The organism is Rhodococcus yananensis (assembly GCF_020515525.1).
GTDB lineage: Bacteria > Actinomycetota > Actinomycetes > Mycobacteriales > Mycobacteriaceae > Rhodococcus > Rhodococcus yananensis.
This window is the reverse complement of record NZ_JAIYEP010000043.1, coordinates 16457-37129: the sequence shown is the minus strand read 5'-3', so window position 1 is coordinate 37129 and position 20673 is coordinate 16457. Positions and strand designations below refer to the sequence as shown.

The following is a 20673-nucleotide window of genomic DNA, read 5'->3' as shown; positions in this document are numbered from 1 at the left end:
GGTTCGCCGGGGCGGCCTTCCGCCGTTCTCCGTCGTCGCGAGCAGGTCGCGGCGTGCGCCCACACCGATTGGAACTCCCCAGGTGCACCGCGTCATGGGCCGGATGGTGCAATAGGTGTATCGCACACCAGAGCCGGTCGCGTGGCGGCCGGGAGGAGGATCAGCTATGAGCGGGATCTACAACAACGTCACCGAGCTGGTGGGTCGCACCCCGATCGTCAAGCTCAACCGCCTCACCGACGGCGCGGTCGCGACGGTCGCCGCGAAACTGGAGTTCTACAACCCGGCGAACAGCGTCAAGGACCGTATCGGTGTCGCGATCATCGACGCCGCCGAGAAGTCCGGTGAGCTGAAGCCCGGCGGCACGATCGTCGAGGGCACGTCCGGCAACACCGGCATCGCCCTCGCAATGGTCGGTGCGGCCCGCGGCTACAAGGTGATCCTCACGATGCCGGAGACCATGTCGACGGAACGTCGCGTGATGCTCCGCGCGTACGGCGCCGAGATCGTCCTCACCCCGGGTGCCGAGGGCATGGCCGGTGCGGTCGCCAAGGCCGAGGAGATCGTGAAGACCACGGAGAACGCTGTCCTGGCCCGGCAGTTCGCGAACCCCGCCAACCCGCAGATCCACGAGCAGACCACCGGCGAAGAGGTGTGGAACGACACCGCCGGTGAGATCGACATCTTCGTCGCGGGCATCGGCACCGGCGGCACCCTCACCGGTGTCGGCCGCAACCTCAAGGCCCGCAAGCCGGGTGTGCAGATCATCGGTGTCGAACCCGCCGATTCCCCCATCCTGACGGGCGGCAACCCCGGACCCCACAAGATCCAGGGGCTCGGCGCCAACTTCGTTCCGGACGTCCTCGACCGCGAGGTCTACGACGAGATCATCGACGTGCAGTTCGACGACGCCGTCCGGATCGGTCGGGCCCTCGGCACGGACGAAGGGATCCTCGGCGGTGTCTCGGCCGGTGCGAACGTGTGGGCGGCGCTCGAGGTCGCGAAGCGCCCCGAGAACGCCGGCAAGCTGATCGTCGTGGTCGTCCCCGACTTCGGTGAGCGCTACATCTCCACCCCGCTGTTCGAGCACATCCGGGACTGATCCTGCCGTGAGCATTCTCGGGACCCTCCGGGAAGACCTGCAGGCTGCGCGCGGCCACGACCCTGCCGCGCGCAGCGACGCGGAGAACGCGATCGTCTACTCGGGGCTGCACGCCATCTGGTCGCATCGGATCGCGCACCGCATGTGGGCGGTACCGGCGTTGAAGGGACCGGCCCGCGTCCTGTCGCAGTTCACCCGGTTCCTCACGGGCATCGAGATCCATCCCGGTGCCACCATCGGCCGGCGGTTCTTCATCGATCACGGCATGGGCGTGGTGATCGGAGAGACCGCCGAGATCGGTGACGACGTGATGCTCTACCACGGCGTCACACTCGGCGGTCGGTCGTTGGCGAAGGAGAAGCGACACCCGACGCTGGGGAACCGGGTCACGGTCGGGGCGGGCGCGAAGATCCTCGGTCCGGTGCTGATCGGCGACGACACCGCGGTCGGCGCGAACGCCGTGGTCACCCGGGACGTCCCGGCCGATTCGATCGCCACGGGCATCCCCGCGACGATCCGATCGCGCCGCAGGCACGATCCGCTCGTCGATCCGACAAGCTACATCGATCCCGCGATGTACATCTGACTCGCGCTCACGCCCGGCCCGCGGACTGCGGTTCGGGCGTGAGCGGCGGATCGCCGGGCGTGGACAGCGACAGCACCGCCTTGCGCACGTACGGATGCTCCTCGAGGGCCCGTTCGCAGCGGTCGAGGAGTTCGGCGACGGTGTGTTCGACGTCGTCTCCGACGAGGTCGACGGCACCGACGAGATACACCTGCCGCGGCCCGAGGTACTCCATCCGCAGCATCGTCACCTGCTCCACGTCGGGCAACTCCAGTAGCGCCCGGAGCCCCGCCTGGTGCAGCTGCCCGGTGGCCTCCTCACCGACGAGGAACCGCCGGTTCCGGTCGATGAGGACGACCGCGATCACACCGAGCAGGATTCCGACGAGGATCGAGCCGATGGCGTCGGGAATCGGCGATCCGGTGAGCTGGTGGGCGAGGATACCGGCGAACGCGATGACGAGACCGATGAGCGCGGCGGCGTCCTCGGCGAACACGGCCCGCACGGTCGGGTCGGATGTCTTCAACGCGTGTTCGAGCAGATCGCGGTCGGCCGCGGCCGCTTCTCTCCGCACCTGACGGTAGGCCTGTCGGAACGAGATGCCCTCGAGCACGAACGCGACGGCGAGCACCGTGTAGGCGATGCCGAAGTCCGAGGCCGGTTCGGAACGGAACAGTTCCTGGATCCCGTGGGTGATGGACACGCCGGCGCCGAGCGCGAACAGGCCGAGCGCAGCGAACATCGACCAGACGTACGCTTCCCGTCCGTAGCCGAACGGGTGCGCCCGGTCTGCGGGATGCTTCGAGCGTCGATCCGCGATCACGAGGAGCACCTCGTTGCCGGTGTCGGCCCACGAATGGGTCGCCTCCGCCATCATCGACGCCGATCCGGTGACGACCGCCGCGACGGTCTTCGCGAGGGCGACCAGCAGGTTCGCTGCGAAGGCGAGCAGCACCGTGAGGGTGCTCTCGGCGTCACCGTCCCTGGGCGCGTGGGATTTCGCCATGGTCGAACGATACGTCCGGCCGGCACGATCGAACGGGAGGTTCGGGCGCGGAGATCCGTGTGGAGATCGCACCCGAACCTCCCGTTCGGGGTGGGCCGGCCTGAACCGGGATCAGCCCTGGTAGCCGGGCGGGTACAGCACCGACTTGGTTTCGCAGAACGCTTCGAGGCCCTCGGGCCCGTTCTCGCGTCCGATACCGGAGTTCTTGAATCCGCCGAACGGCGAGCCCGGATCGAAGGCGTACCAGTTGATTCCGTAGGTGCCGGTGCGGACCCGCGCTGCCACGTCGAGACCCTTGTCGACGTCCGTGGTGTACACGGAGCCCGCGAGCCCGTACTCGGAGTCGTTGGCGATCTTCACGGCCTCGTCGACGCTGTCGTACGGGAGGACGCACAGCACGGGGCCGAAGATCTCCTCGCGCGCGATCGTCATCGAATTGTCGACGTCGGCGAACACCGTCGGTTCGACGAACCAGCCCTTGTCGAGCCCGGCGGGGCGACCGCCGCCGAGGACGAGCCGGGCGCCCTCCTCCTTGCCCTTCGCGATGTACCCCTCGACGCGGTCACGCTGCTTTTCGGACACCAGCGGACCGAGTTGGGCGGACTCGTCGGACGGGGGGCCGACGGGGAAGAACGCTGCGGTGGCGACGATCTTCTCGACCACCTCGTCGTAGCGCGAGCGCGGTGCGAGGATGCGGGTCTGTCCGACACAGGCCTGACCGGTGTTCATCAGGCCCGACATCACGAGCATCGCGATCGTCGAATCCAGGTCGGCGTCCTCGAGGACGATCGCGGCGGACTTGCCGCCGAGTTCGAGGGAGCAGCGCTTGAGGTTTCGCGCGGCGATCTCACCGATGTGTTTGCCGACGGCCGTCGACCCGGTGAACGTGATCTTGTCGATGTCGGGGTGCGAGACGAGATGCTCACCGGTCTCGGCGCCGCCCGGCACCACGGACAGGACCCCTTCCGGCAGCCCGGCCTCGGCGAAGATCTCGGCGATCACGTTGACGGCGAGCGGTGTCTCGGGGGCGGGCTTGAGGACGACGGTGCACCCGGCGAGCAGCGCGGGGCCCAGTTTGTTGGCACACAGGAACAGCGGCACGTTCCAGGCGATGACCGCGGCGACCACGCCGACGGGTTCGCGGGTGACGCGGGTGCGACCGAACGACCCGGTGCGCTCGTCCGTCCACTGGAACGACTCCGCGAGACCCGCGTAGAAGTTCAGTGCGGCCAGCGACGGCGTCATCTGCATCATCTGCACCGATGCTGCGGGCTGGCCCATCTCGTCGGACAGCACCGAGGCGAGTTCGGCGCCGCGTTCCTCGATGAGTTTCGCGGCCTTGGCGAGCACCTGCCCGCGCTCGGCCGGTGACATGCGCGGCCACGGGCCGTCGTCGAACGCGCGACGGGCCGCGGCGACGGCGGCATCGATGTCGGCGGGGCCGGCGACCGGCACCGACCCGACCCGCTCCTCCGTGGCCGGGGAGAACACCTCGAGCTTCTCGTCGGTCGACGGCGCCGTCCAGGTGCCGCCGATGAACAGGTTGTCGTAGTCCGTCATGTCGTCCTTCCTTCTCGGTCGAGAGGTACTTCTGCGTGTGTCAGGGGGTGGGTCCGCGCCGGTCCGGGCGGGCCGTGGACGTGTCGGTCGCGGGGTTGTCGTGGGTGTCGACGAACCCGGTGAACCCGTATCGACGGTGCGGTCCGATCACCGCGACCTCGAACAGTCCGGTGCCGACGACGTCGGTGCCCTCGACGTGGAACCTCGCCAGGTGGTCGGTGGGGCAGAACATCAGCATCGCCGGGTCGATCTCGCGGGTGTCGCGGCGCAGCGACTGCACGACGAGGTCGCCCTGCCACATGCCGTGGCGCCAGTCGGGTTCGAGTCCGTACCCGGTGCCGATCGCCAGCAGGTTCGCCACCAGCAGTTCGCATTCGACGACCGTCGGATCCTGCCCGGGCCGGTGGAAGGAGAGGGTTGCGCCGGTGACGGTGCGGGTGCCCGGCGCGAACCGTAGTTCGTGCTCGGGCCGGCCCAGCCACTCGGGGTCGGTGTCGGGGCGGATCCGGATGGCCTCCTCGAGCAGTCGGCGACCCGCGTCGTCCTCCTGCACGATGACGACGATGGTGTCGGCGCCGAACTGCATCACCGAGTAGATCCAGAAGAATCCGGGTGTGCCGTCCGCTGCGCGACGACCCGCCGGTTCGGGTTCACCGACCGGACGTACCCCCCACGAACGGTCGCGGTTCCCGCGCCACACGACGGGATCCACGTCGCGGCTCCGCCCGTCGACCGTCAGGCTGCCCGACCACGTTCCGGACTGCACGAACCGGGAGGTGTCCATGACGACGCGTTCGAGTTGCCGCAGTTTCTGCGGATCCTCCTCCGTCGCCGGGACGTCACCCTCGAAGGTGAGGTCGAAGGACAGATCGGCGGTGTCGGGATGTCCGGGTTCGAGGACCACCCGTAGGCGGTGCAACCCCTCGAGGACCTCGATACGCAACGGACCCACCGAGGTGTCGGTGCGGTCGCGGCCGAGGGCCTTGGACGCGCGTACCACGATGTGGTCGTCGCCGCGGCGCAGCACGGCGAACCCGTCGCACACACCGAGGTTCGGGTACTGCCCGAGTCCGACGACGAGGAACAGGTCGGTGGTGTCGGACGGATAGCAGTTGAAGTAGTAGCGGTCGTAGAAGTTCCGGTCGGAGGTCGCCACCCGCCGGATCGGCTCGGCGGTCTGGTGCACCGGGTAGTCGTCCAGCGGCGACAGCGATCCGCGCGGTTCGACCGTCACGTCAGGGCCTTCCAGTAGGTGCCGTCGAGCATCGCTTCGAGGGTCGCGCGGTGCATGATCATCGAATCGGGGTCGTCCGGTTGCTCGGACTGCCCGTAGTGCACGGCGCGGGTGGCGATGCGCAGCATGATGATCGCGTGCTGTACCGCCGCGTAGCAGGTGTGGAAGTCGAGGTGCTCCGGTGCGTGACCCGAACGGAGGGCGTAGGCGTCGGTGAGGTCGTCGCGACGCAGGAATCCGGGTAGCCCGGGAAGCCCGGCGGTGGTCGCGATGTCCTCGAAGAACCGGTGCAGGAAGATCATCCAGGCGAGATCCATCTCGCGGGCACCCGCGGTGGCGAGTTCCCAGTCGAGGACCCCCGCGGGCCGGAAGTCGTCGAACAGGATGTTGCCGATGCGGGCGTCGCCCCAGCACAGTACCGCCGGGTTCGGGTCGTCCGGGGCGTGCTCGTCGAGCCACGTGAAGGCGCGTTCGATCAGCGGGGACCGCGGTCCGGTGCGGGTGGTCCACTCGTAGTAGCCGCGTTGCGCCGCGATGTGGGCGCGGATCGCGTCGCCGGCGGTGGGCGGGGTGTCGAGTCCGGCGGCCGCGGGGTCGACGGTGTGGATCTGCGCGAGCACGTCGACCGCGGTGGCCTGCATGGTGGCGCGTTGCTCGTCGGTGGCGTCGCTGACCCACGACCCGAAGTTGTAGGGCATCACGTCGGGCGGTACGAGACCGTCGATACGCGACATGACGAGGAAGGGGCTGCCGAGCGCGGACGGGTCGGTCTCGGACCAGTGGACGTGGGGGACGGGCACGGCGGTGGTGTCGGCGACGGCGCGCATGACGCGGGCCTGGGCGTCGAGGTCGTAGCGGGGGAACACGGGCACCGCGCTGTCGACGGGAGCGACGCGGGCGACGAGCCGGTGGTCGGCACCGTCCCAGCGGGCGTCGAACAGCAGCGTCTCGCTGGACATGCCGTTGGATTCGGGGATGTGGACGTCACCGACGACGGGGTCGGGGACGCGCCCGGCGAGCCAGCGTTGCAGCCCGGTGCGCACGGCGGCCGGGTCGCGTCGGGAGTCGTGCGGGCGGGCGACCTCGCCGTGGTCGGTGGCGTCCGGGTCGATCGTCACGACAAGACCCTCCCTCGTGTGTCGCCGTTCGTGTGCCGGGTCACATCGGCACGCTCACACTAGAACACGTTTCAGCTTATTGAAAGGGGCGGGTGATCGCCCGCGGGATCGTGGCGCGCACCGGCCGGGACCGCCACACTGGAGGGACGGACCGGCACAGCGCACGGAGCGTCAGGAGCGGACATGGCCGAGAACAACCCGTTCGGATTCGACCCCGACGATCTCGACCGGGTCGTGCGGGAAGCCGGGGAGGAACTGCGGGATCTGCGCGACCGCTTCCTCGCTTTCCTGGACGCGCCCGCGACCCGCGCGCAACCCGAACCCCGACCGGCCACCGCAGGGGAGAGCGGTGACGGAGCGTGGGTGGTGTACACGACCGACTCCGCCGGCGTCGCACGCGTCGACCAGGTGTACGCCACCGAACTCGATGCACTGCGCGCTCTCAAGGGCAACACGGATCCGCGCAGGTCGGTGCGGTTCCTGCCGTACGGGATGAGCGTGAGCGTGCTCGACCGGCCCGGCGCCCACGACGACGGGCAGAGCGACGACGGGCAGAGCGACGACGGGCAGAGCGACGTCACCGGGCCGCGACCGACCGACTGACGGCCGGGCGGGGGTCGGCCGCGCGCGATGGTCAGCCGCGCGCGATGTAGGACTCGAGCTGATCCCGTTCGCTCTGCAACTCGTCGATACGGCTCTTGACGACGTCGCCGATGCTGACGATCCCGACGAGCCGGTCCTCGACGACCACCGGCAGGTGCCGGATGCGCCGCTCGGTCATCGTCGCGGCGAGGCTGTCGACGGTGTCGGTGGGCAGGCACGTCGCGACAGCACCGGTCATGATCTCGTCGGCCTTCGCGACCAGCACGGACGGGCCGCGCTCGTGCAGTTTCCGCACGATGTCGCGCTCCGTGACGATCCCGACGACGGTGCCCGCGTCGACGACCACCACCGCACCGATGTTGTGGCGCGCGAAGTCTCCGATCAGCTCGCACACTGTCGTCGAGGGTGGGACCGTCTGCACGGCCGCACCCTTGTTCCGCAAAATCTCGGCAATCCGCATGGGATACCACCGATCCGTACAGCTGGGGCAGGCTGGTCCAGTCAGGGTAGGGCAGCCGCACCCGCAGAACCGCTGTTGGTTACCCAGTCGTGATCTGCGTGAGTTGCGCGGCGCCGACGAGGGTGCCCCATTCACCGAGCTCCGCCGGGGCGATCCGCAGTTCCCGCACGAACCCGAGGCGTGCGTGCCGCGCGGCGGACGCCAGCATGGGCCGCCACAGGGCGGTCCCGGACTGCGCGAATCCTCCGCCGACCACCACCAGACCCACGTCCACCAGTGCCGCCGCGGACGCGATGACCTGCCCGAGCGCGGTGCCCGCGCGTTCCAGCGCCGCCGCGGCGACACCGCTGCCGTTCCCCGCGTCCGCGGCGAGCGCGGCGCCGTCGGATCCGGTCCAGCCGTGGGCGCGGGCCCACCGCACCGCCGCGGGACCGCTCGCGACCGTCTCGATGCAGCCGACCCCACCGCACGAGCACACCTCGACGCCGTATGCGGACACGATGTGCCCGATGTGCCCGGCGTTGCCGGTGCGACCGGGCGCGAGGTGCCCGCCGTACACGAGTCCCCCACCGATCCCGGTGCCCAGCACCACCCCGAGAAGGTCGGGGGTGCCGCGGCCGGCCCCGAGCCGCTGCTCGGCGAGCGTCGCGGCGGCACCGTCCATCGCCACCGTCACCCGGGCCCGCGGGAACATCGCATGCACCGAACCGGCGAGAGGGAACCCGCCCGCCCACTCGGCGATGTTGATCGGCGCGACCGTGCCGTCCCGGATGTCGACGGGCCCGGCCGCGGCGATCCCCACGGCGTCGATCGTCAGATCACCGGCGACCCGACGCAGCAACGCGGCGCACGCATCCCACACACCGACGGTGGGGACGGGAACGGTTCTCGCGTCGACGGGAGTGCCGTCGTCGGCGACGATCGCGGCGGCGAACTTCGTGCCGCCGACGTCCAGGGCCAGTGCGGTCATGGCTCCGACAGTAGGCGATTTCCGACCGCGACGACGGGGCCGTCGCGCTGTGATCCGGGACAGGTCGTGAGCTGCCCGGTCAGGTTCGGCGCAGCACCAGAACCAGATTGCTGACCAGGAATTCCCGCACCACGGGTACATCCACGAGCCACCACGCCCACCGCGGATGGTAGCGGGGGAACGCGGCGACCAACTCGCCGTGCGGTGTGGACCGCGCCCACTCGAGCCCCTCGGCGCACCCCACCGCGAACAGGGATCGCCCGTACCGGTTCTTCGGTTCGTGCCCGTGCTTGCGGGTGTACCGCCGCGCCGCGTATTCGCCGCCGAACGCGTGCCAGGGGCCGGTCTCGTGCCCACCGAACGGACCCCACCACAGCGTGTACGAGAGCACCGTCAGGCCGCCGGGCCGGGTGACCCGCAGCATCTCGTCACCCATCACCCACGGCCGCGGCACGTGCTCGGCCACATTCGAGGACAGACACACGTCCACCGACCCGGTGCGCAGCGGCAACGCGAGACCGGAGCCGCGGATCGACCCGCCGACCCGCAGACCCGCCGCGTGCATCTCCGACGGATCGGGTTCGATCGGCACGTATCGGGAACCGGCCCCGGCGAACGCGTCCGCGAAGTAGCCGGGACCGCCCCCGACGTCGACGACGGTGGTTCCGGACAGCCCGTCGCCGGTCAGCCCGCGATACAGGTCGCCGACGAGTTCGACGGTGTCCTCGGCCAACCCCCCGTAGAACCGGTCCGGGGCGGTCTGCTCGAACCGGAAGCTGCCGAGCAGGCCGACGGAACGCCGCAGCGTCGCGCGCCGCTCGAACGGTCGGGTCACGCGGGAATCGGTGGTGGGAGGCACGTCGCACCAGGGTAGTGGCCGCACTGTCGTGCCGCGGAACCCGCTAGGGTGTCCCTGAAGTTCGTACACCGCGAGTTCGTACACCGCGCCCGGGTCGGGCGTCTGCACTACTACGGGGGGTCACCGCGTGCGGGAGGTTCTGCTGCTCTGCTGGCGTGACAGCGGGCATCCGCAGGGAGGTGGAAGCGAGCGGTACCTCGAGCAGGTCGGCGCCCGTCTCGCCGCCCGCGGCATCAAGGTCACCCTGCGTACCGCGTCGTACCCGGGCGCGGCACGCCGCGACCGGCGGGGCGGCATCGACATCAGCCGCGGGGGCGGCCGCCTCGGCGTCTACCCGCGGGCCCTCGCCGCCCTCGCCGCCGGCCGCTTCGGATTCGGGCCGTTGAAGGACGTACGCCCCGACGCGATCATCGACACCCAGAACGGCATCCCGTTCTTCGCGCGGCTCGTCACCGGAGCACCCGTGACGGTCCTGGTGCACCACTGCCACCGCGAACAATGGCCCGTCGCCGGACGCGGGATGGCCAAGCTCGGCTGGTGGATCGAATCGAAGCTCTCCCCGAGGGTGCACCGACGCAACCAGTACCTGACCGTGTCGTTGCCGTCCGCCGACGAACTCCGCGGGCTCGGTGTCGACCACGACCGCATCGCGGTGGTCCGGAACGGCGCGGACGCACTGCCCGCCGCCGTGGAAGCAGGTGGGGACCACACCCGCACCGCCCATCCCAGCGTGTGCGTGCTGTCGCGGCTCGTGCCGCACAAGCAGATCGAGGACGCACTGTCCGCGGTCGCCGCGCTGCGCGAACGCATCCCGGGACTGCACCTCGACGTCATCGGCGGCGGCTGGTGGGAGCAGAACCTGCGGGACTTCGCCACCGAACTCGGCATCGGCGACGCCGTCACCTTTCACGGGCACGTCCCGGAGGAACGCAAGCACCTCCTGCTGTCGCGGGCCTGGTTGCACGTGATGCCGTCCCGCAAGGAAGGCTGGGGGCTCGCGGTGATCGAGGCCGCGCAGCACGGCGTCCCGACCATCGGTTACCGCAGCTCGAAGGGACTGACCGATTCGATCATCGACGGTGTCACCGGCACACTCGTCGACTCGCCCGCCGAACTGACCGCCGCCGTCGCCGAACTGCTCGCCGACACCGATCGCCGCGCCGAACTCGGCGCGAAGGCACAGGTACGGGCGGGGGAGTTCTCGTGGGAGGCCACCGGCGACGGGGTGTTCGACGTGCTCGCCGCGACCGTGGGGGGACACCGTGTGTCAGGGTTGTTCCCGCGCGGCGCCGAGCACCGGCGGGCGCCCCTGACGTCGGCGGGGCAGGAGCGCGCCGGCGGCACCACCGGCCAGCAGTAGCAGCCACAGCAGGTGCGCGGCGACCGCGGGACCGCGCGGTGGGGACTCCCGCACCCACGGCCCGTCGACCCGGTACAGACCGAGCGACCCGTCCTCGAAGACCGGATCGAGCAGTTCGAGGGTGCGCCGCGAATCCCCGAGATCACCGGGGGTGCCGTGTTCGACGAGTACCCAGCCGACACCGCGGGCGGCGAGTTCCGACGGGTCGGCGCCGGCGAGCAGTAGTTCCTCGACCTCGCGGGCCCGGCCGCCCTCACCGTCGACGGTTCCACCCGCGACGACGAGCGTGCCGGTCTGCAGCACATCGGCGCGCAACATCCGCGGTGCCGGATCGAGGACCGGTGCGGGCCCGCTGAAGGCGAACCGCCGGAACATCCCGGCGGGCAGCACCGCGACGTCACCGGATTGCGTGTCGACGATCTCCGCGACCGTGCCCCACGCCGCCGGGTACTGCACCGGCGTGACCCGCCCGCCCACCCCCCAGGCCGCATCGGGCAGCGCCACGAGTACCGCGAGGATCGCCGCGACCGCCCATCCGGCGTCGGCGCGCACGGGCATCGACGACCGGGCGCGGTGCCGGACCGCCCCGATCCCCGCGGCCGCGGCCAGCACGTACAGCGGCATCGCCCACGCCACCCACTTCTGGGTGTCGCGCAGCAGACCGGAACCGGGCACGTACGTCATCGCCCATTCGCCGAGTGCCAGCCCGGGGCCGGTCGCGCCGAGTGCGGGCCCCGCGATCGCCACCGCCGCGAGCACGGCGACGGCACCGAGCACCGGGTTGCGGCGTCGCCGCCACAGTTGCGGCAACCCGCACACCACGACGATCAGCAACAGCGCGGTGCCGACGAGGGCCCACCCGGTGCTGCGGGACGCCGGCACGGCGTCACCGTTCCAGATCCCGCCGAGACCCGCGAGGGACCCGAGGGTGCAGAGCCCCGGTTCGGCGCGGGCCGCGAACGCCCGCACCCCGGCCGGGTCCGCGTCGGTGCCGCCACCGGCGAGGATCGTGGCGACGATCCACGGCGACGACGCCACCACCGCCGACACGAACGCCCCCGCCGTCCGGGCTGCCCGCCGCGGGACTCCGCCGGGGGCGACGAGCACGGCGAGCGCGGTCACCGCGGCCAGCAGCGCGCCGGTGGGGGTGAGACCTGCCGCCGCCAGGCACAACGCGAGCCACCACCAGCCGCGGTGATCACCCCGCCGGATCGCGGTGGCCGCGCACACCGTCCACGGCAGCGCCGCGTACCCGGCGAGCAGGCTCCAGTGCCCCTGCAGGAGACGTTCCGTGACGTACGGGTTCCAGATCGCGACGGTGACGGCGACCAACCGAGCCGGGGTTCCCGCCGTCGGCAGCAGCACCGCGACGAGCCGCGCCGCGCCGCACCCCGCCGCCCACACCGACAGCGTCAGGATCGCGATGACCGCGACACCACCGTCGACGACCGTCGACAGCCACGCCAGGGCAGCGTCCTGCGGGACGGCGCGGGCCGCCGCGTCGGTCAGCCCCAACGCCGAATCCGTCGGATGGGACCGCGGTGTGCTCACCGCGTCCCGCAGCAACAGGTATCCGCGGGACGTGAGCAGGGGGCCGAGCAGCATCACGGTCAGCATGAGCGACCACAGGGCCGGAACAGCACTGCGCAGCGACCACGACACCGGCGCAGTGGAACGCGAACCGGATCGGAGCATGGCCGCAGACTACGTGGTGGGCCCGGATGCGAGGATGGGCGGATGCCGCGACCTGACGCGACACGCCGCTCCGGGACGGGAGCCGCGGTCGCCGGAATGACGATGGTGACGATCGGCGCGATGGTCGCGAACGTCGCGTCGTATCTGTTGCATCTGCCTGCCGGTCGCTGGCTCGGCCCCGCGGGCTACGGCGAGTTCGCGAGCCTGCTCGCCGCGCAACTGGTCGTCGCCGTGCCCGCGCTGGCGCTGCAGACCGTCGTCGCGAGGGAGGTGGTGCACGGACGCGGGACAGCTCCGATGCGACGCCTCGGATACCGCTGTGCCGCCGCGGCCGGCGCGGTCGCCCTGATCGCGGTGCCGCTCGTCGCGTGGGCGCTGGACACCAGCGTGGCGGGGGCGTTCGGGTCGCTGGTGACGGCACCGCTGCTGGTGCTCCTCGCTGCCGAGCAGGGGCTGCTGCAGGGGCGCGGTCGGTTCGCGCACCTCAGCGTGGTCCTCGCCGCGGCGGGCGTCGCGAAGGTGGTGCCGGCGGTGGCGGTGCTCGCCGCGGGAGGCGGCCCGGGAGCCGCCCTGTTCGCCGGTGCCCTCGGGACGGGGGCGGTGGCGTTCGCCGCGTCGGTGCTCGTCGGCCGGAGCGACGGTGCGAGTGCCGGCACCGCCCCGACGAGCGTGCGCGCCGGGCACGTTCCGGGTGCGGGTGCCGTCCTGCGCGCCTCCCAGGTGCAACTCGCGCTGATCGCCTTGACGTCGATCGACCTGATGCTTGCCCGCATGCAACTCGACGCCGACTCGGCGGGCCTCTACGCGCTGGGAGCGGTCGCGACGAAGATCGCGTTCTGGCTGCCGCAGGCCGTCGGGGTGGTGCTGTATCCGCAGATGGCGAACCCCGCGAAATCAGCGGGTGCGGTGCGGTCGGCGCTGACGGTGCTCGTGGCCCTCGGCGGTGCGCTGGTCGCTGCGGCCGCCGTGTGTGCCCCGCTCGTTCCCGTGCTGTTCGGCGACGCATACCGACCCGTGCAGTCGCTGCTGTGGTTGTTCGCGTTGCAGGGCGCGTGCCTGGCGGTGCTGCAGGGGGCATTGCTGTCGGCGATCGCCGGGAACCGCACCCGCCTCGCGGCCGTCGCGTGGCTGGGGCTCGTCGTGGAGGCGACGCTGATGGTGGCGTACGCGACGACCGTGGACCAGTTCGTCGCGGTCGCGGTCGCGACGGCGGCGAGCACCGCCGCGGTCGCCGCGGTGCTCGCGCTGCGCGCGGCACGTGCGGGAGACCCGGGAACCGGTGCAGAGGGTGCAGGGGGTGCCGACGAGAACGCCGCCCCCCACCCGGATCCGAGGTGACCGCGGGGCGGTCGGGTCCTCGGACGGGGTGGGGGGCGGCGCTGCGGGTTGCTACCGAGACCTACTGGCCGTTGTCGGGCTTGCGCAGGTCGGTCCGCGGGATCTCCTGCGTCTGATCCGTGGTCCAGTCGCGCTGCTGGTCGCCGTCACCGGCATCGGTGCGCGGGATCACCTCGGTGCGATCGTCGGTGTAGTCGCGCTGCGTGCCGGCGGCGTGCGCTCCGGCGGCGCCACCGGCAGCGGCCGGAGCCGGGCCGGACGGGGTGGGAGTGCCCCCGGTGGCGGGACGACGACCGCCGCCGCCGCTGCGCGAACCGAGGAGGAACCCGGCGATCAGCAGGATCACACCGAGGATGCCGGCGATGATCGGGAGGGTACGACCGAAGGTCGACAGCTGATCCTGTCCGTTCCGGGCCTGCTCGAGCTGGAACTCGATGGTGTCCTCGTCGAACACGAGGTCGACGTTCAGGACCGTGATCTCGGGGTTGTCGGCCTCGCGGGCGTAGTACTGGTTCTGCTGCTCCTCACCCTTGACGACGACACCGGTGACCGGGTCGACCCACAGGGTGCGGACGTTGTTGTACCAGCGGGTCATGGTGACGGGCTCGTCGCCCTCGCCGACACCCCACGTCGACGCGGGCAGCGACAGCTTGTACGTCGGGGCGTTCGGGTCGGCCTTCGACAGGTCGACGGGGCCGATCTCGTGGCGGAACTTGTAGACGGTCATCCCGTTGATCTCTTCCTCATCGACGAAGTCGATGGGGTAGTTCTCACGGGCGTTGTTGTCGAAGTAGGGGTACGCCTTCTTCTCGACGTCGAACGGGAACTTGTACTGCAGGCCTTCACGGTTGTCGATCTCGTCGCCGGGCGTGTCGGGCGAGGTCTGGATGGTGCTGACCCGATCCGGGTAGTCGTCCTTCGACACGGGCATCGCGGTGACTCGGTCGATGGTCAGACGATCGACGGTTGCGGAGACCAGGCCGGTGTCGCCCTGCATGTCGAGGCGACGCACCGACAGACCGGCCTGCAACGTCATGATGTCGGCGTCCGACGGCTCCTCGACCGTCACGAAACGCTGCGCCACGATCGGAACATCGGTGTCGACCTGTGCGTTTCCGGCGAGCAGCGCCCGCGAGTTCAGGATGTCGCCGGTGCCCTCGGCAACGGTGGTCACCTCGAGATCGAGCGGTGTCGTCTTCAACTTGCCGACGGTGTACGTCGGAATCATGATCGCGACGACCAGGAGGAACGCCCCCAGGCCCGCCAGGACCATCCCAACTATCCGGCCCGAGCCAGAACGCTCAGCCATGCTGTATCTCCTCACTCAACGGTTGCATCGAGTACCCCCACCGGCAGCAGGGCTGCACGGATCGTCCTGGTATCCGACCCGGCGAACACCACGTGAAGCCAGACACTAACAGCCCGCTGTGTGGCGCCGCGCGCCCGACTCCCACAGACCCTCGCGTCCGGTCGGCACCGATGCCGGGCACACTGGTCGCCGATGACAGATACCACCGCTGCCCCTCCCGGCGCCACCGGCTTCCTCCCCGCACTCGAGGGGATGCGTGGTTTTGCTGCTCTGGGTGTACTGATCACACACGTCGCCTTCCAGACGGGTGCCGTCGACGATCCGGTGATCGGGCGCGTGTGGGGTCGCTTCGACCTGGCGGTCGCGTTGTTCTTCGCGCTGTCGGGGTTCCTGCTGTGGCGTCCGCACGCCGCGGCCGCCCGCGGATTCGTGCGTGTCCCGTCGACCGTGCGGTACTTCCTGTCGCGGGCGGCACGCATCCTGCCGGTGTACTGGGTGGTCGTGGTGCTGGTGTTGTGGCTGCTGCCCGACGCGGGCGGCAGCGCGACCGTGTGGTGGGCGAATCTGCTGTTGGTGCAGGTGTTCGTGCCGCTCACCCTCACCGAAGGGCTCACCCAGATGTGGAGCCTGTCGGTGGAGGTCGCGTTCTATCTGATCCTGCCGCTGCTCGGGTGGGCCGTCTCCCGGTTGCGCGGTGACGCGGCGCGATACCGGATTCCGCTGCTGCTGTCCGCGTGCGCGCTGTCGCTGCTGTGGGTGTGGCTGCCGGTGCCCACCCCCGACCACATCAACCACGACAACTGGCTGCCCGGCTACCTGCCGTGGTTCGGGGCGGGCATGCTCCTCGCCGAACTCGTCGTGCACCCGCCGACGTGGATGCACCGGCTCGCCGCGCGGCGCCGCGTGATGGCGGCCGTCGCCGTCGTCTCGTTCGCGGTGGCCACCACCCCGCTGGCCGGGCCGGAGACCCTCACCACCCTGGAGCCGTGGGAATACAACGGGAAGATCGTGTCGGGGGCGGTGATGAGTTTCGCGCTGCTGGCACCGCTGGTGCTGGCCCCGCGCACCGAGCACCGGATACTCGCGAGTCCCGCGGCGCTGGCCGTCGGACGGTGGTCGTACGGCATCTTCCTGTGGCATCTGGCGGTGATGTCCGCGGTGTTCCCCATCTTCGGGATCCCACTGTTCGCGGGCCGGTTCTGGTTCGTTCTCGCCGTCACCGTCGTGGTGAGCATCGCCGTCTCGTCGGCCGGTTACGCGCTCGTCGAGGAACCCGCGCGTCGCGCCTTCCACCGGTGGGAGAAGGAACGCCGGATCGGGGGGACCGCGGCGAGGCCCGCCGCGACGACACCGACCAGCGCCGCGAACTGGATCAGGAACGAATAGCCGACGTAGCCGTCGGCCGACCGCCACGGTCCGGTGGACAACAGCGCCATCGCGAGCATCGTCGCGCCACCCGAGGTCACGACCAGCGCTCGTGCCGCGGTGTCGCGGCCCCACCGTGCCCGCACCGCCACCACGAGCGCAGCGCCGCCGACCGCGACGGCCGCCCCGACCGCCCCCGCCACCACCGTCGCCACCGCCGTGACACCGACGAACCCGACGGTCGCCGACCGCCACGTCCGGGGGGCCGGCCCCGGATCGGGCACCGGTCGCCGGCGCGGCCACAGGGCCATCACGAACAGCGGGATCAGCAGGAGCAGGCCCCCGAAGATCCCCAGGCGATACCACCGGTCGGTGGAGAACGTGAGAGTGACCGTGCCGTCCACGCCGGCCGGGACGATCCAGCCCTGCTGCCAGCCGTCGACGACCACCGGGGTCAGCTCGGTGCCGTCACCGCTGCGCGCCACCCACCCGACGTTGGTGCTCTCGGGGACCACGATCAACCGGTCCGTGTCGCCGGCCGGAACCCGGAGTTCACGGTGGTTCTCCGTCCACGCACCCGGCTCGAGCTCGACGGGTGCGGGCCGCGGCGCCGCGGTGCCGGTGACCGGAAGTTGCAGGCTCGACGCGACGAACGCGGTGCCCGGTTCGACGTCCACGTCCACCCGGCCGGCGGGCATCCCCACGGTGGTGGTGTCGCACAGCGTCGCCGGTACCTCGGTGCCGATCGCGAGTTCCTCCACGGTCGCGGTCACCGACGTGCGGTAGCGGTGTCCGTCGATCGTCACGACCGGTCCGTCGTCGCAGCCGACGGTCACGGTCCGGTCGTACACGCGGTCCTGGGCACCGACCGGTCCGTCCGCACCGAGCACCATGACCTCCGCGAGGCCGGGCGCCGACTCCTTCGTGAATCCCAGTGCCGTGCGGTCGAGGACGTCGTCCCACCCGACGACGCTCACCGTCACCGTGTCGGTGAGGTACGGCGTGAGCTCGACCGTGGTGTCGCCGTCGAGTTCGCGCACCTGCGGTCCGTTGCCGAGGTTCACGGCGATCGCCGTCGGGGTCGCCGGCAGATCCCCGAGCGAGACGGCGACGTCGAGGCCCGTCACCGTCGTGGGCTCGGGTAGTTCGAGGGTGATCGTGGGGTGCGGCGCACCCTTGTCGAGGACGGATTCCTCCGCCGTCCACGACGTGCGCGGATCACCGTCGACCAGGGCGAACGCCGAACCCTGCAGGTCGACGACGTCGGCGGCGCCCGTCGCCCGGACCCGATCCGGTTGTTCCACCACCGCGTCGAGGGCGGGCCCGGGCCGCGCCCGCACCCACAGGTGCGGCTCCACCCACGATTCGGTGGGCACCGTCAGGGTGCGGGTGAACGTGTTCGGTTCCTCCGGTGCCGTCGCCAGACCCCGCGCGCAGCGCACCCGGTCGGCGGTGTCCACGCAGCTTCCCCGACCCGGGAACTCCTGCCGCAGATCCCAGCCGCGCACCGCGACACCGGTGTCGGGTCCCGGGACGACGATGCGTCGGCGGATCTCGATCGGCTGCGGATCCGCGCGGTCGGTGTGATCCTCCACCGCGACCTCGGTGAGCCCGAACTGGTTACCGCGGGTGCCGTTCTCGACGTGGGTGGCGGTGATGCGGATCCACGTGGTGGTGCCCAGGGGCAACGCGACGGTCTGCTCGCGGCCGGCTTCCTCCACCCGCACCGCGGTGCTGCCCCGATCGGTGCTCACCTCGAGCCACTTCACCGGCGACCCCAATGCGCCGGGGCTCGTCGTCAGGTGCAGCAGACCGGCCTCGATGGGGGTGTCCAGATCCAGTTGCAGCCACTGCCCGACAGCCGCTTCGAGTCCGTTGCTGTGCCACCCGGTGGTGGGGTCCCCGTCGATGACGGCGGCGGGACCCGAACCGACGGCGGTGCCGCCGAGCTGCGTCGCGTCGGATGCCGAACTCGACACCCCGATGGCCGCGCCCTCCCATTCGGCACGCACGAGTTCGGTGTCGGCCACCGGATAGTCGGGGACGAGGTTGTGGGTGCGGCGCGGGTCGTCGACCGCGCGGATCGTCGACGAATGATGATCGACCTGCCCGTAGTCGGTTTCCCGGTCGGTGGGGGTGTCGGTGACCGTGACGGTGTCGACGGGCAACCCGGCGCGGGCCGCGTCGGCGGCCAGCAGCCGCGGACCGACCCGCCCGGGATCGGTGACGTCGAGGCTCGCCATCGCCTCGGGCCCACCCTGCACGACCGGAACCGACCCCGCATCCACGAGATACGGGCCGGTCGGGGCGTCGGCGGGTTCGGCGACGCGGAAGATCTCCACCGCACGGTAACCGGGACGCAGATCGGTGTCGTCGACGATGCCCTCGCCGGGATTCGTCTCGATCGTCGACCCGAACTCGGCGACCCGCTCGATGCCCGGGGATCCCTCGACCGCGCGGTGCACGAGCGCGGGACGGGCGGACGGGGACGTCTCGGGGTCCAGGTCGTTGCGCACCACCAGGTAGCCGATGCCCATGCCGCGCAGTGTCGCGGCGAGCCCGGGGGACGGCCGCCCGTCCGCGACCGATCGTTGCACGGCGTCGAGTGCGCGGATCGCGCCCGGCGGCACCAGCGGCACCGCGTCCCGCGACACCCACGGTGTGGTCGCGAGCGCCTGGATCGGTTCGTCGCGGGTCAGTCCCCAGATCTGGCTGCCGAACGGTGCGCCCGGCAGGATCAGGGCGCGTTCGCCACGGTCGGACGTGTGCTCGTCGAGCCACGCCGCGGTCTCGTGCCAGTACGCGGGCACCTCGTCGTAGGCGCCGCGCGGCGCCAGTTTGCCGGTCCACGCCAGGGAGGTGGCGAGGGCGGCGGCGACCAGCACGAGGGTGGCGACGGGCACCGCCGGGTTGCGTTCGGGATGCGCGAACGCGGTGCGGGCCCGCGGCCACGACACCGAACCGGGCAGGGGTGCCCACCGCAACAGGTGCGCCAACCCGAGCACCAGCGGTAGCCGCACGAGCGGTTCGAGTTTGTGGACGTTGCGCAGCGGCGCACCCGTCGAATCGAGGAAGGTGCGCACGGCATCGGCGAACGGTGAACTCAGTTCTCCGACGAATCCGGCGCCGAGACCGGCGACGCCGACACACAGGATCAGCAGCCACCGTCCGCGCGCCGGCATCGACCGCATCGCGAGGCCGGCCAGTCCGGCCGCGGCGAGGAAACCCGTGACGAGCACGGCGGCGGGTTGCGTGACGAGCACGGCGCCGGCGATGCGTTCCGGCGACACGAACGGGGTCCAGCTGCTGGTGCCGCGCAGCACCTCGGCCAGCGACGTCCATTCGGTGGTGACACCGGAGGACTCGATGAAGTCGAGGAAGGGTGGACTGACCTTGCCGAGGAGCAGCAGCGGCACCATCCACCAGGTCACCGCGACGACGCACAGCGGCAGCCACCACGCGGTGAATCGCCACCAGCGCCGGTTGGGGCGGTGCGCGGCCCACCACAGGCCCGCGACCAGACACGCCGCCGCTGTCGCGACCGCGTTGATCGCGCCCATGAGGGCGACGGCCGCGGCCGATTGCGCGGCCATCCGCCGCGCCGACAACGATCGTGTGCCCCCGAGGTAGCGCACCACCGGGAGCAGCACCCACGGCGCCAGCATCATCGGGTGCGCCTCGGACGAGATGGAGCCGAGGGTGGTCAGTACACGCGGCGACAGCACGAACACGGTCGCGGCGATCACCCGTGACGAGCGGCTTCCGACACCCAGGGCCTCGGCCAGCCGGATCAGACCCCAGAACCCCGCGACCAGCAGCAGCACCCACCACAGGCGCTGCGTGATCCACGGGGGAATGTGGGCGAGTCGGCCCGCGGCGAAGAACGCACCGTGCGGGAAGAAGTAGCCGTAGGCCTGGTTCTGGACCTGACCGAGCGGCGCCAGGCTGCTCCACTGGTGGGCGGCGCGAGCGAGGAAACCGAGCGGATTCTGCGTCAGGTCGTACTTCGTGTCGGCGACGACCAGGCCGGGGACCTGAACGAACGACAACACGAACGCCACCGCCGTCGCGGCGTACAACCACCGCCGCGACAACGGCTCCGCGGACGGGAGTTCCACGGACGGCGGGA

General features: G+C 71.1%; 15 protein-coding genes and 1 pseudogene. 6 read left to right on the top strand and 10 right to left on the bottom strand.

Annotated elements, in window-relative coordinates; all coding sequences use genetic code 11:
- The first annotated feature begins 166 nt into the window (after positions 1-166).
- Together cysK and epsC are read left to right on the top strand one after the other, a co-directional pair.
- Complete coding sequence (cysK, locus tag LDQ05_RS11985; protein ID WP_226437187.1) at positions 167-1102, top strand: cysteine synthase A; 936 nt, start codon at positions 167-169, stop codon at positions 1100-1102.
- A gap of 7 nt (positions 1103-1109) precedes the next feature.
- The gene (gene epsC, locus LDQ05_RS11980; RefSeq protein WP_226437186.1) at positions 1110-1688 is read left to right on the top strand and encodes a serine O-acetyltransferase EpsC; all 579 of its coding nucleotides are present in this window, start codon (positions 1110-1112) and stop codon (positions 1686-1688) included.
- A 7-nt stretch (positions 1689-1695) separates the two neighbouring features.
- Here epsC and LDQ05_RS11975 read toward each other — a convergent pair whose 3' ends face one another.
- The 4 genes from LDQ05_RS11975 to LDQ05_RS11960 form a co-directional block, all read right to left on the bottom strand.
- A complete protein-coding gene (locus tag LDQ05_RS11975) occupies positions 1696-2673 on the bottom strand; it encodes a cation diffusion facilitator family transporter (RefSeq protein ID WP_226437185.1) in 978 nt (325 codons plus the stop codon).
- A 111-nt stretch (positions 2674-2784) separates the two neighbouring features.
- A complete protein-coding gene (locus LDQ05_RS11970; RefSeq protein WP_226437184.1) occupies positions 2785-4233 on the bottom strand; it encodes an aldehyde dehydrogenase in 1449 nt (482 codons plus the stop codon).
- 40 nt (positions 4234-4273) lie between these two features.
- Positions 4274-5467 (bottom strand): Rv3169 family protein, encoded by a 1194-nt coding sequence (locus LDQ05_RS11965; RefSeq protein ID WP_226437183.1) that lies wholly within the window; start codon positions 5465-5467, stop codon positions 4274-4276.
- Positions 5464-6585 carry a phosphotransferase family protein gene (locus LDQ05_RS11960; protein ID WP_226437182.1) on the bottom strand — a complete coding sequence of 374 codons (1122 nt, stop codon included), beginning with the start codon at positions 6583-6585 and terminating at the stop codon, positions 5464-5466. The genes LDQ05_RS11965 and LDQ05_RS11960 overlap by 4 nt, the downstream gene beginning before the upstream one ends.
- Positions 6586-6768: 183 nt before the next feature.
- On the opposite strand from LDQ05_RS11960, the gene LDQ05_RS11955 reads away from it, so the two are divergent.
- Positions 6769-7188 carry an Rv0313 family protein gene (locus tag LDQ05_RS11955; RefSeq protein WP_226437181.1) on the top strand — a complete coding sequence of 140 codons (420 nt, stop codon included), beginning with the start codon at positions 6769-6771 and terminating at the stop codon, positions 7186-7188.
- Between the two features lie 31 nt (positions 7189-7219).
- Here the strand turns inward: LDQ05_RS11955 and LDQ05_RS11950 are convergent, their stop codons facing one another.
- The 3 genes from LDQ05_RS11950 to LDQ05_RS11940 all read right to left on the bottom strand — a co-directional run bounded on the left by LDQ05_RS11950 (position 7220) and on the right by LDQ05_RS11940 (position 9453).
- Positions 7220-7648 carry a CBS domain-containing protein gene (locus LDQ05_RS11950; RefSeq protein ID WP_226437180.1) on the bottom strand — a complete coding sequence of 143 codons (429 nt, stop codon included), beginning with the start codon at positions 7646-7648 and terminating at the stop codon, positions 7220-7222.
- 79 nt (positions 7649-7727) lie between these two features.
- Positions 7728-8618, bottom strand: a complete 891-nt coding sequence (locus LDQ05_RS11945; protein ID WP_226437179.1) for an ROK family protein — start codon at positions 8616-8618, stop codon at positions 7728-7730.
- Between the two features lie 79 nt (positions 8619-8697).
- Positions 8698-9453: a class I SAM-dependent methyltransferase gene (locus tag LDQ05_RS11940; protein WP_226437189.1), complete on the bottom strand. Its 756-nt coding sequence runs from the start codon at positions 9451-9453 to the stop codon at positions 8698-8700.
- A 151-nt stretch (positions 9454-9604) separates the two neighbouring features.
- Between LDQ05_RS11940 and LDQ05_RS11935 the strand changes: the two genes are divergently transcribed.
- Positions 9605-10837, top strand: coding sequence for a glycosyltransferase family 4 protein (locus tag LDQ05_RS11935; RefSeq protein ID WP_226437178.1), 1233 nt, complete (start codon positions 9605-9607; stop codon positions 10835-10837).
- On the opposite strand, the gene LDQ05_RS11930 is transcribed toward LDQ05_RS11935, so the two are convergent.
- Positions 10745-12532 carry an MmpA family trehalose lipid delivery protein gene (locus LDQ05_RS11930; RefSeq protein ID WP_372461086.1) on the bottom strand — a complete coding sequence of 596 codons (1788 nt, stop codon included), beginning with the start codon at positions 12530-12532 and terminating at the stop codon, positions 10745-10747. The two genes, LDQ05_RS11935 and LDQ05_RS11930, sit on opposite strands and share 93 nt — an antisense overlap.
- 42 nt (positions 12533-12574) lie before the next feature.
- Between LDQ05_RS11930 and LDQ05_RS11925 the strand changes: the two genes are divergently transcribed.
- A complete protein-coding gene (locus LDQ05_RS11925; RefSeq protein ID WP_226437177.1) occupies positions 12575-13870 on the top strand; it encodes a polysaccharide biosynthesis protein in 1296 nt (431 codons plus the stop codon).
- A gap of 61 nt (positions 13871-13931) precedes the next feature.
- On the opposite strand, the gene pgfA is transcribed toward LDQ05_RS11925, so the two are convergent.
- On the bottom strand, positions 13932-15179 hold the full coding sequence (gene pgfA, locus LDQ05_RS11920; RefSeq protein WP_226437176.1) for a cell envelope lipid trafficking protein PgfA: 1248 nt from the start codon (positions 15177-15179) through the stop codon (positions 13932-13934).
- Between the two features lie 192 nt (positions 15180-15371).
- Between pgfA and LDQ05_RS11915 the strand changes: the two are divergent.
- Positions 15372-16541 (top strand): annotated as a pseudogene (locus tag LDQ05_RS11915) (acyltransferase family protein); the annotation flags it as partial.
- Here LDQ05_RS11915 and LDQ05_RS19845 read toward each other — a convergent pair.
- The gene (locus LDQ05_RS19845; RefSeq protein ID WP_308013200.1) at positions 16433-20662 is read right to left on the bottom strand and encodes an alpha-(1->3)-arabinofuranosyltransferase domain-containing protein; all 4230 of its coding nucleotides are present in this window, start codon (positions 20660-20662) and stop codon (positions 16433-16435) included. The pseudogene LDQ05_RS11915 and the gene LDQ05_RS19845 overlap by 109 nt on opposite strands.
- Positions 20663-20673: the final 11 nt, after the last annotated feature.

Bases quoted from the DNA above. Each gene is read 5' to 3' on its own strand.
- LDQ05_RS11930 (WP_372461086.1), bottom strand. From the start codon at position 12,532: ATGCTCCGATCCGGTTCGCGTTCCACTGCGCCGGTGTCGTGGTCGCTG.
- pgfA (WP_226437176.1), bottom strand. From the start codon at position 15,179: ATGGCTGAGCGTTCTGGCTCGGGCCGGATAGTTGGGATGGTCCTGGCG.
- cysK (WP_226437187.1), top strand. From the start codon at position 167: ATGAGCGGGATCTACAACAACGTCACCGAGCTGGTGGGTCGCACCCCG.
- LDQ05_RS11950 (WP_226437180.1), bottom strand. From the start codon at position 7,648: ATGCGGATTGCCGAGATTTTGCGGAACAAGGGTGCGGCCGTGCAGACG.
- LDQ05_RS11955 (WP_226437181.1), top strand. From the start codon at position 6,769: ATGGCCGAGAACAACCCGTTCGGATTCGACCCCGACGATCTCGACCGG.
- LDQ05_RS11975 (WP_226437185.1), bottom strand. From the start codon at position 2,673: ATGGCGAAATCCCACGCGCCCAGGGACGGTGACGCCGAGAGCACCCTC.
- LDQ05_RS11925 (WP_226437177.1), top strand. From the start codon at position 12,575: ATGCCGCGACCTGACGCGACACGCCGCTCCGGGACGGGAGCCGCGGTC.
- LDQ05_RS11945 (WP_226437179.1), bottom strand. From the start codon at position 8,618: ATGACCGCACTGGCCCTGGACGTCGGCGGCACGAAGTTCGCCGCCGCG.
- LDQ05_RS11970 (WP_226437184.1), bottom strand. From the start codon at position 4,233: ATGACGGACTACGACAACCTGTTCATCGGCGGCACCTGGACGGCGCCG.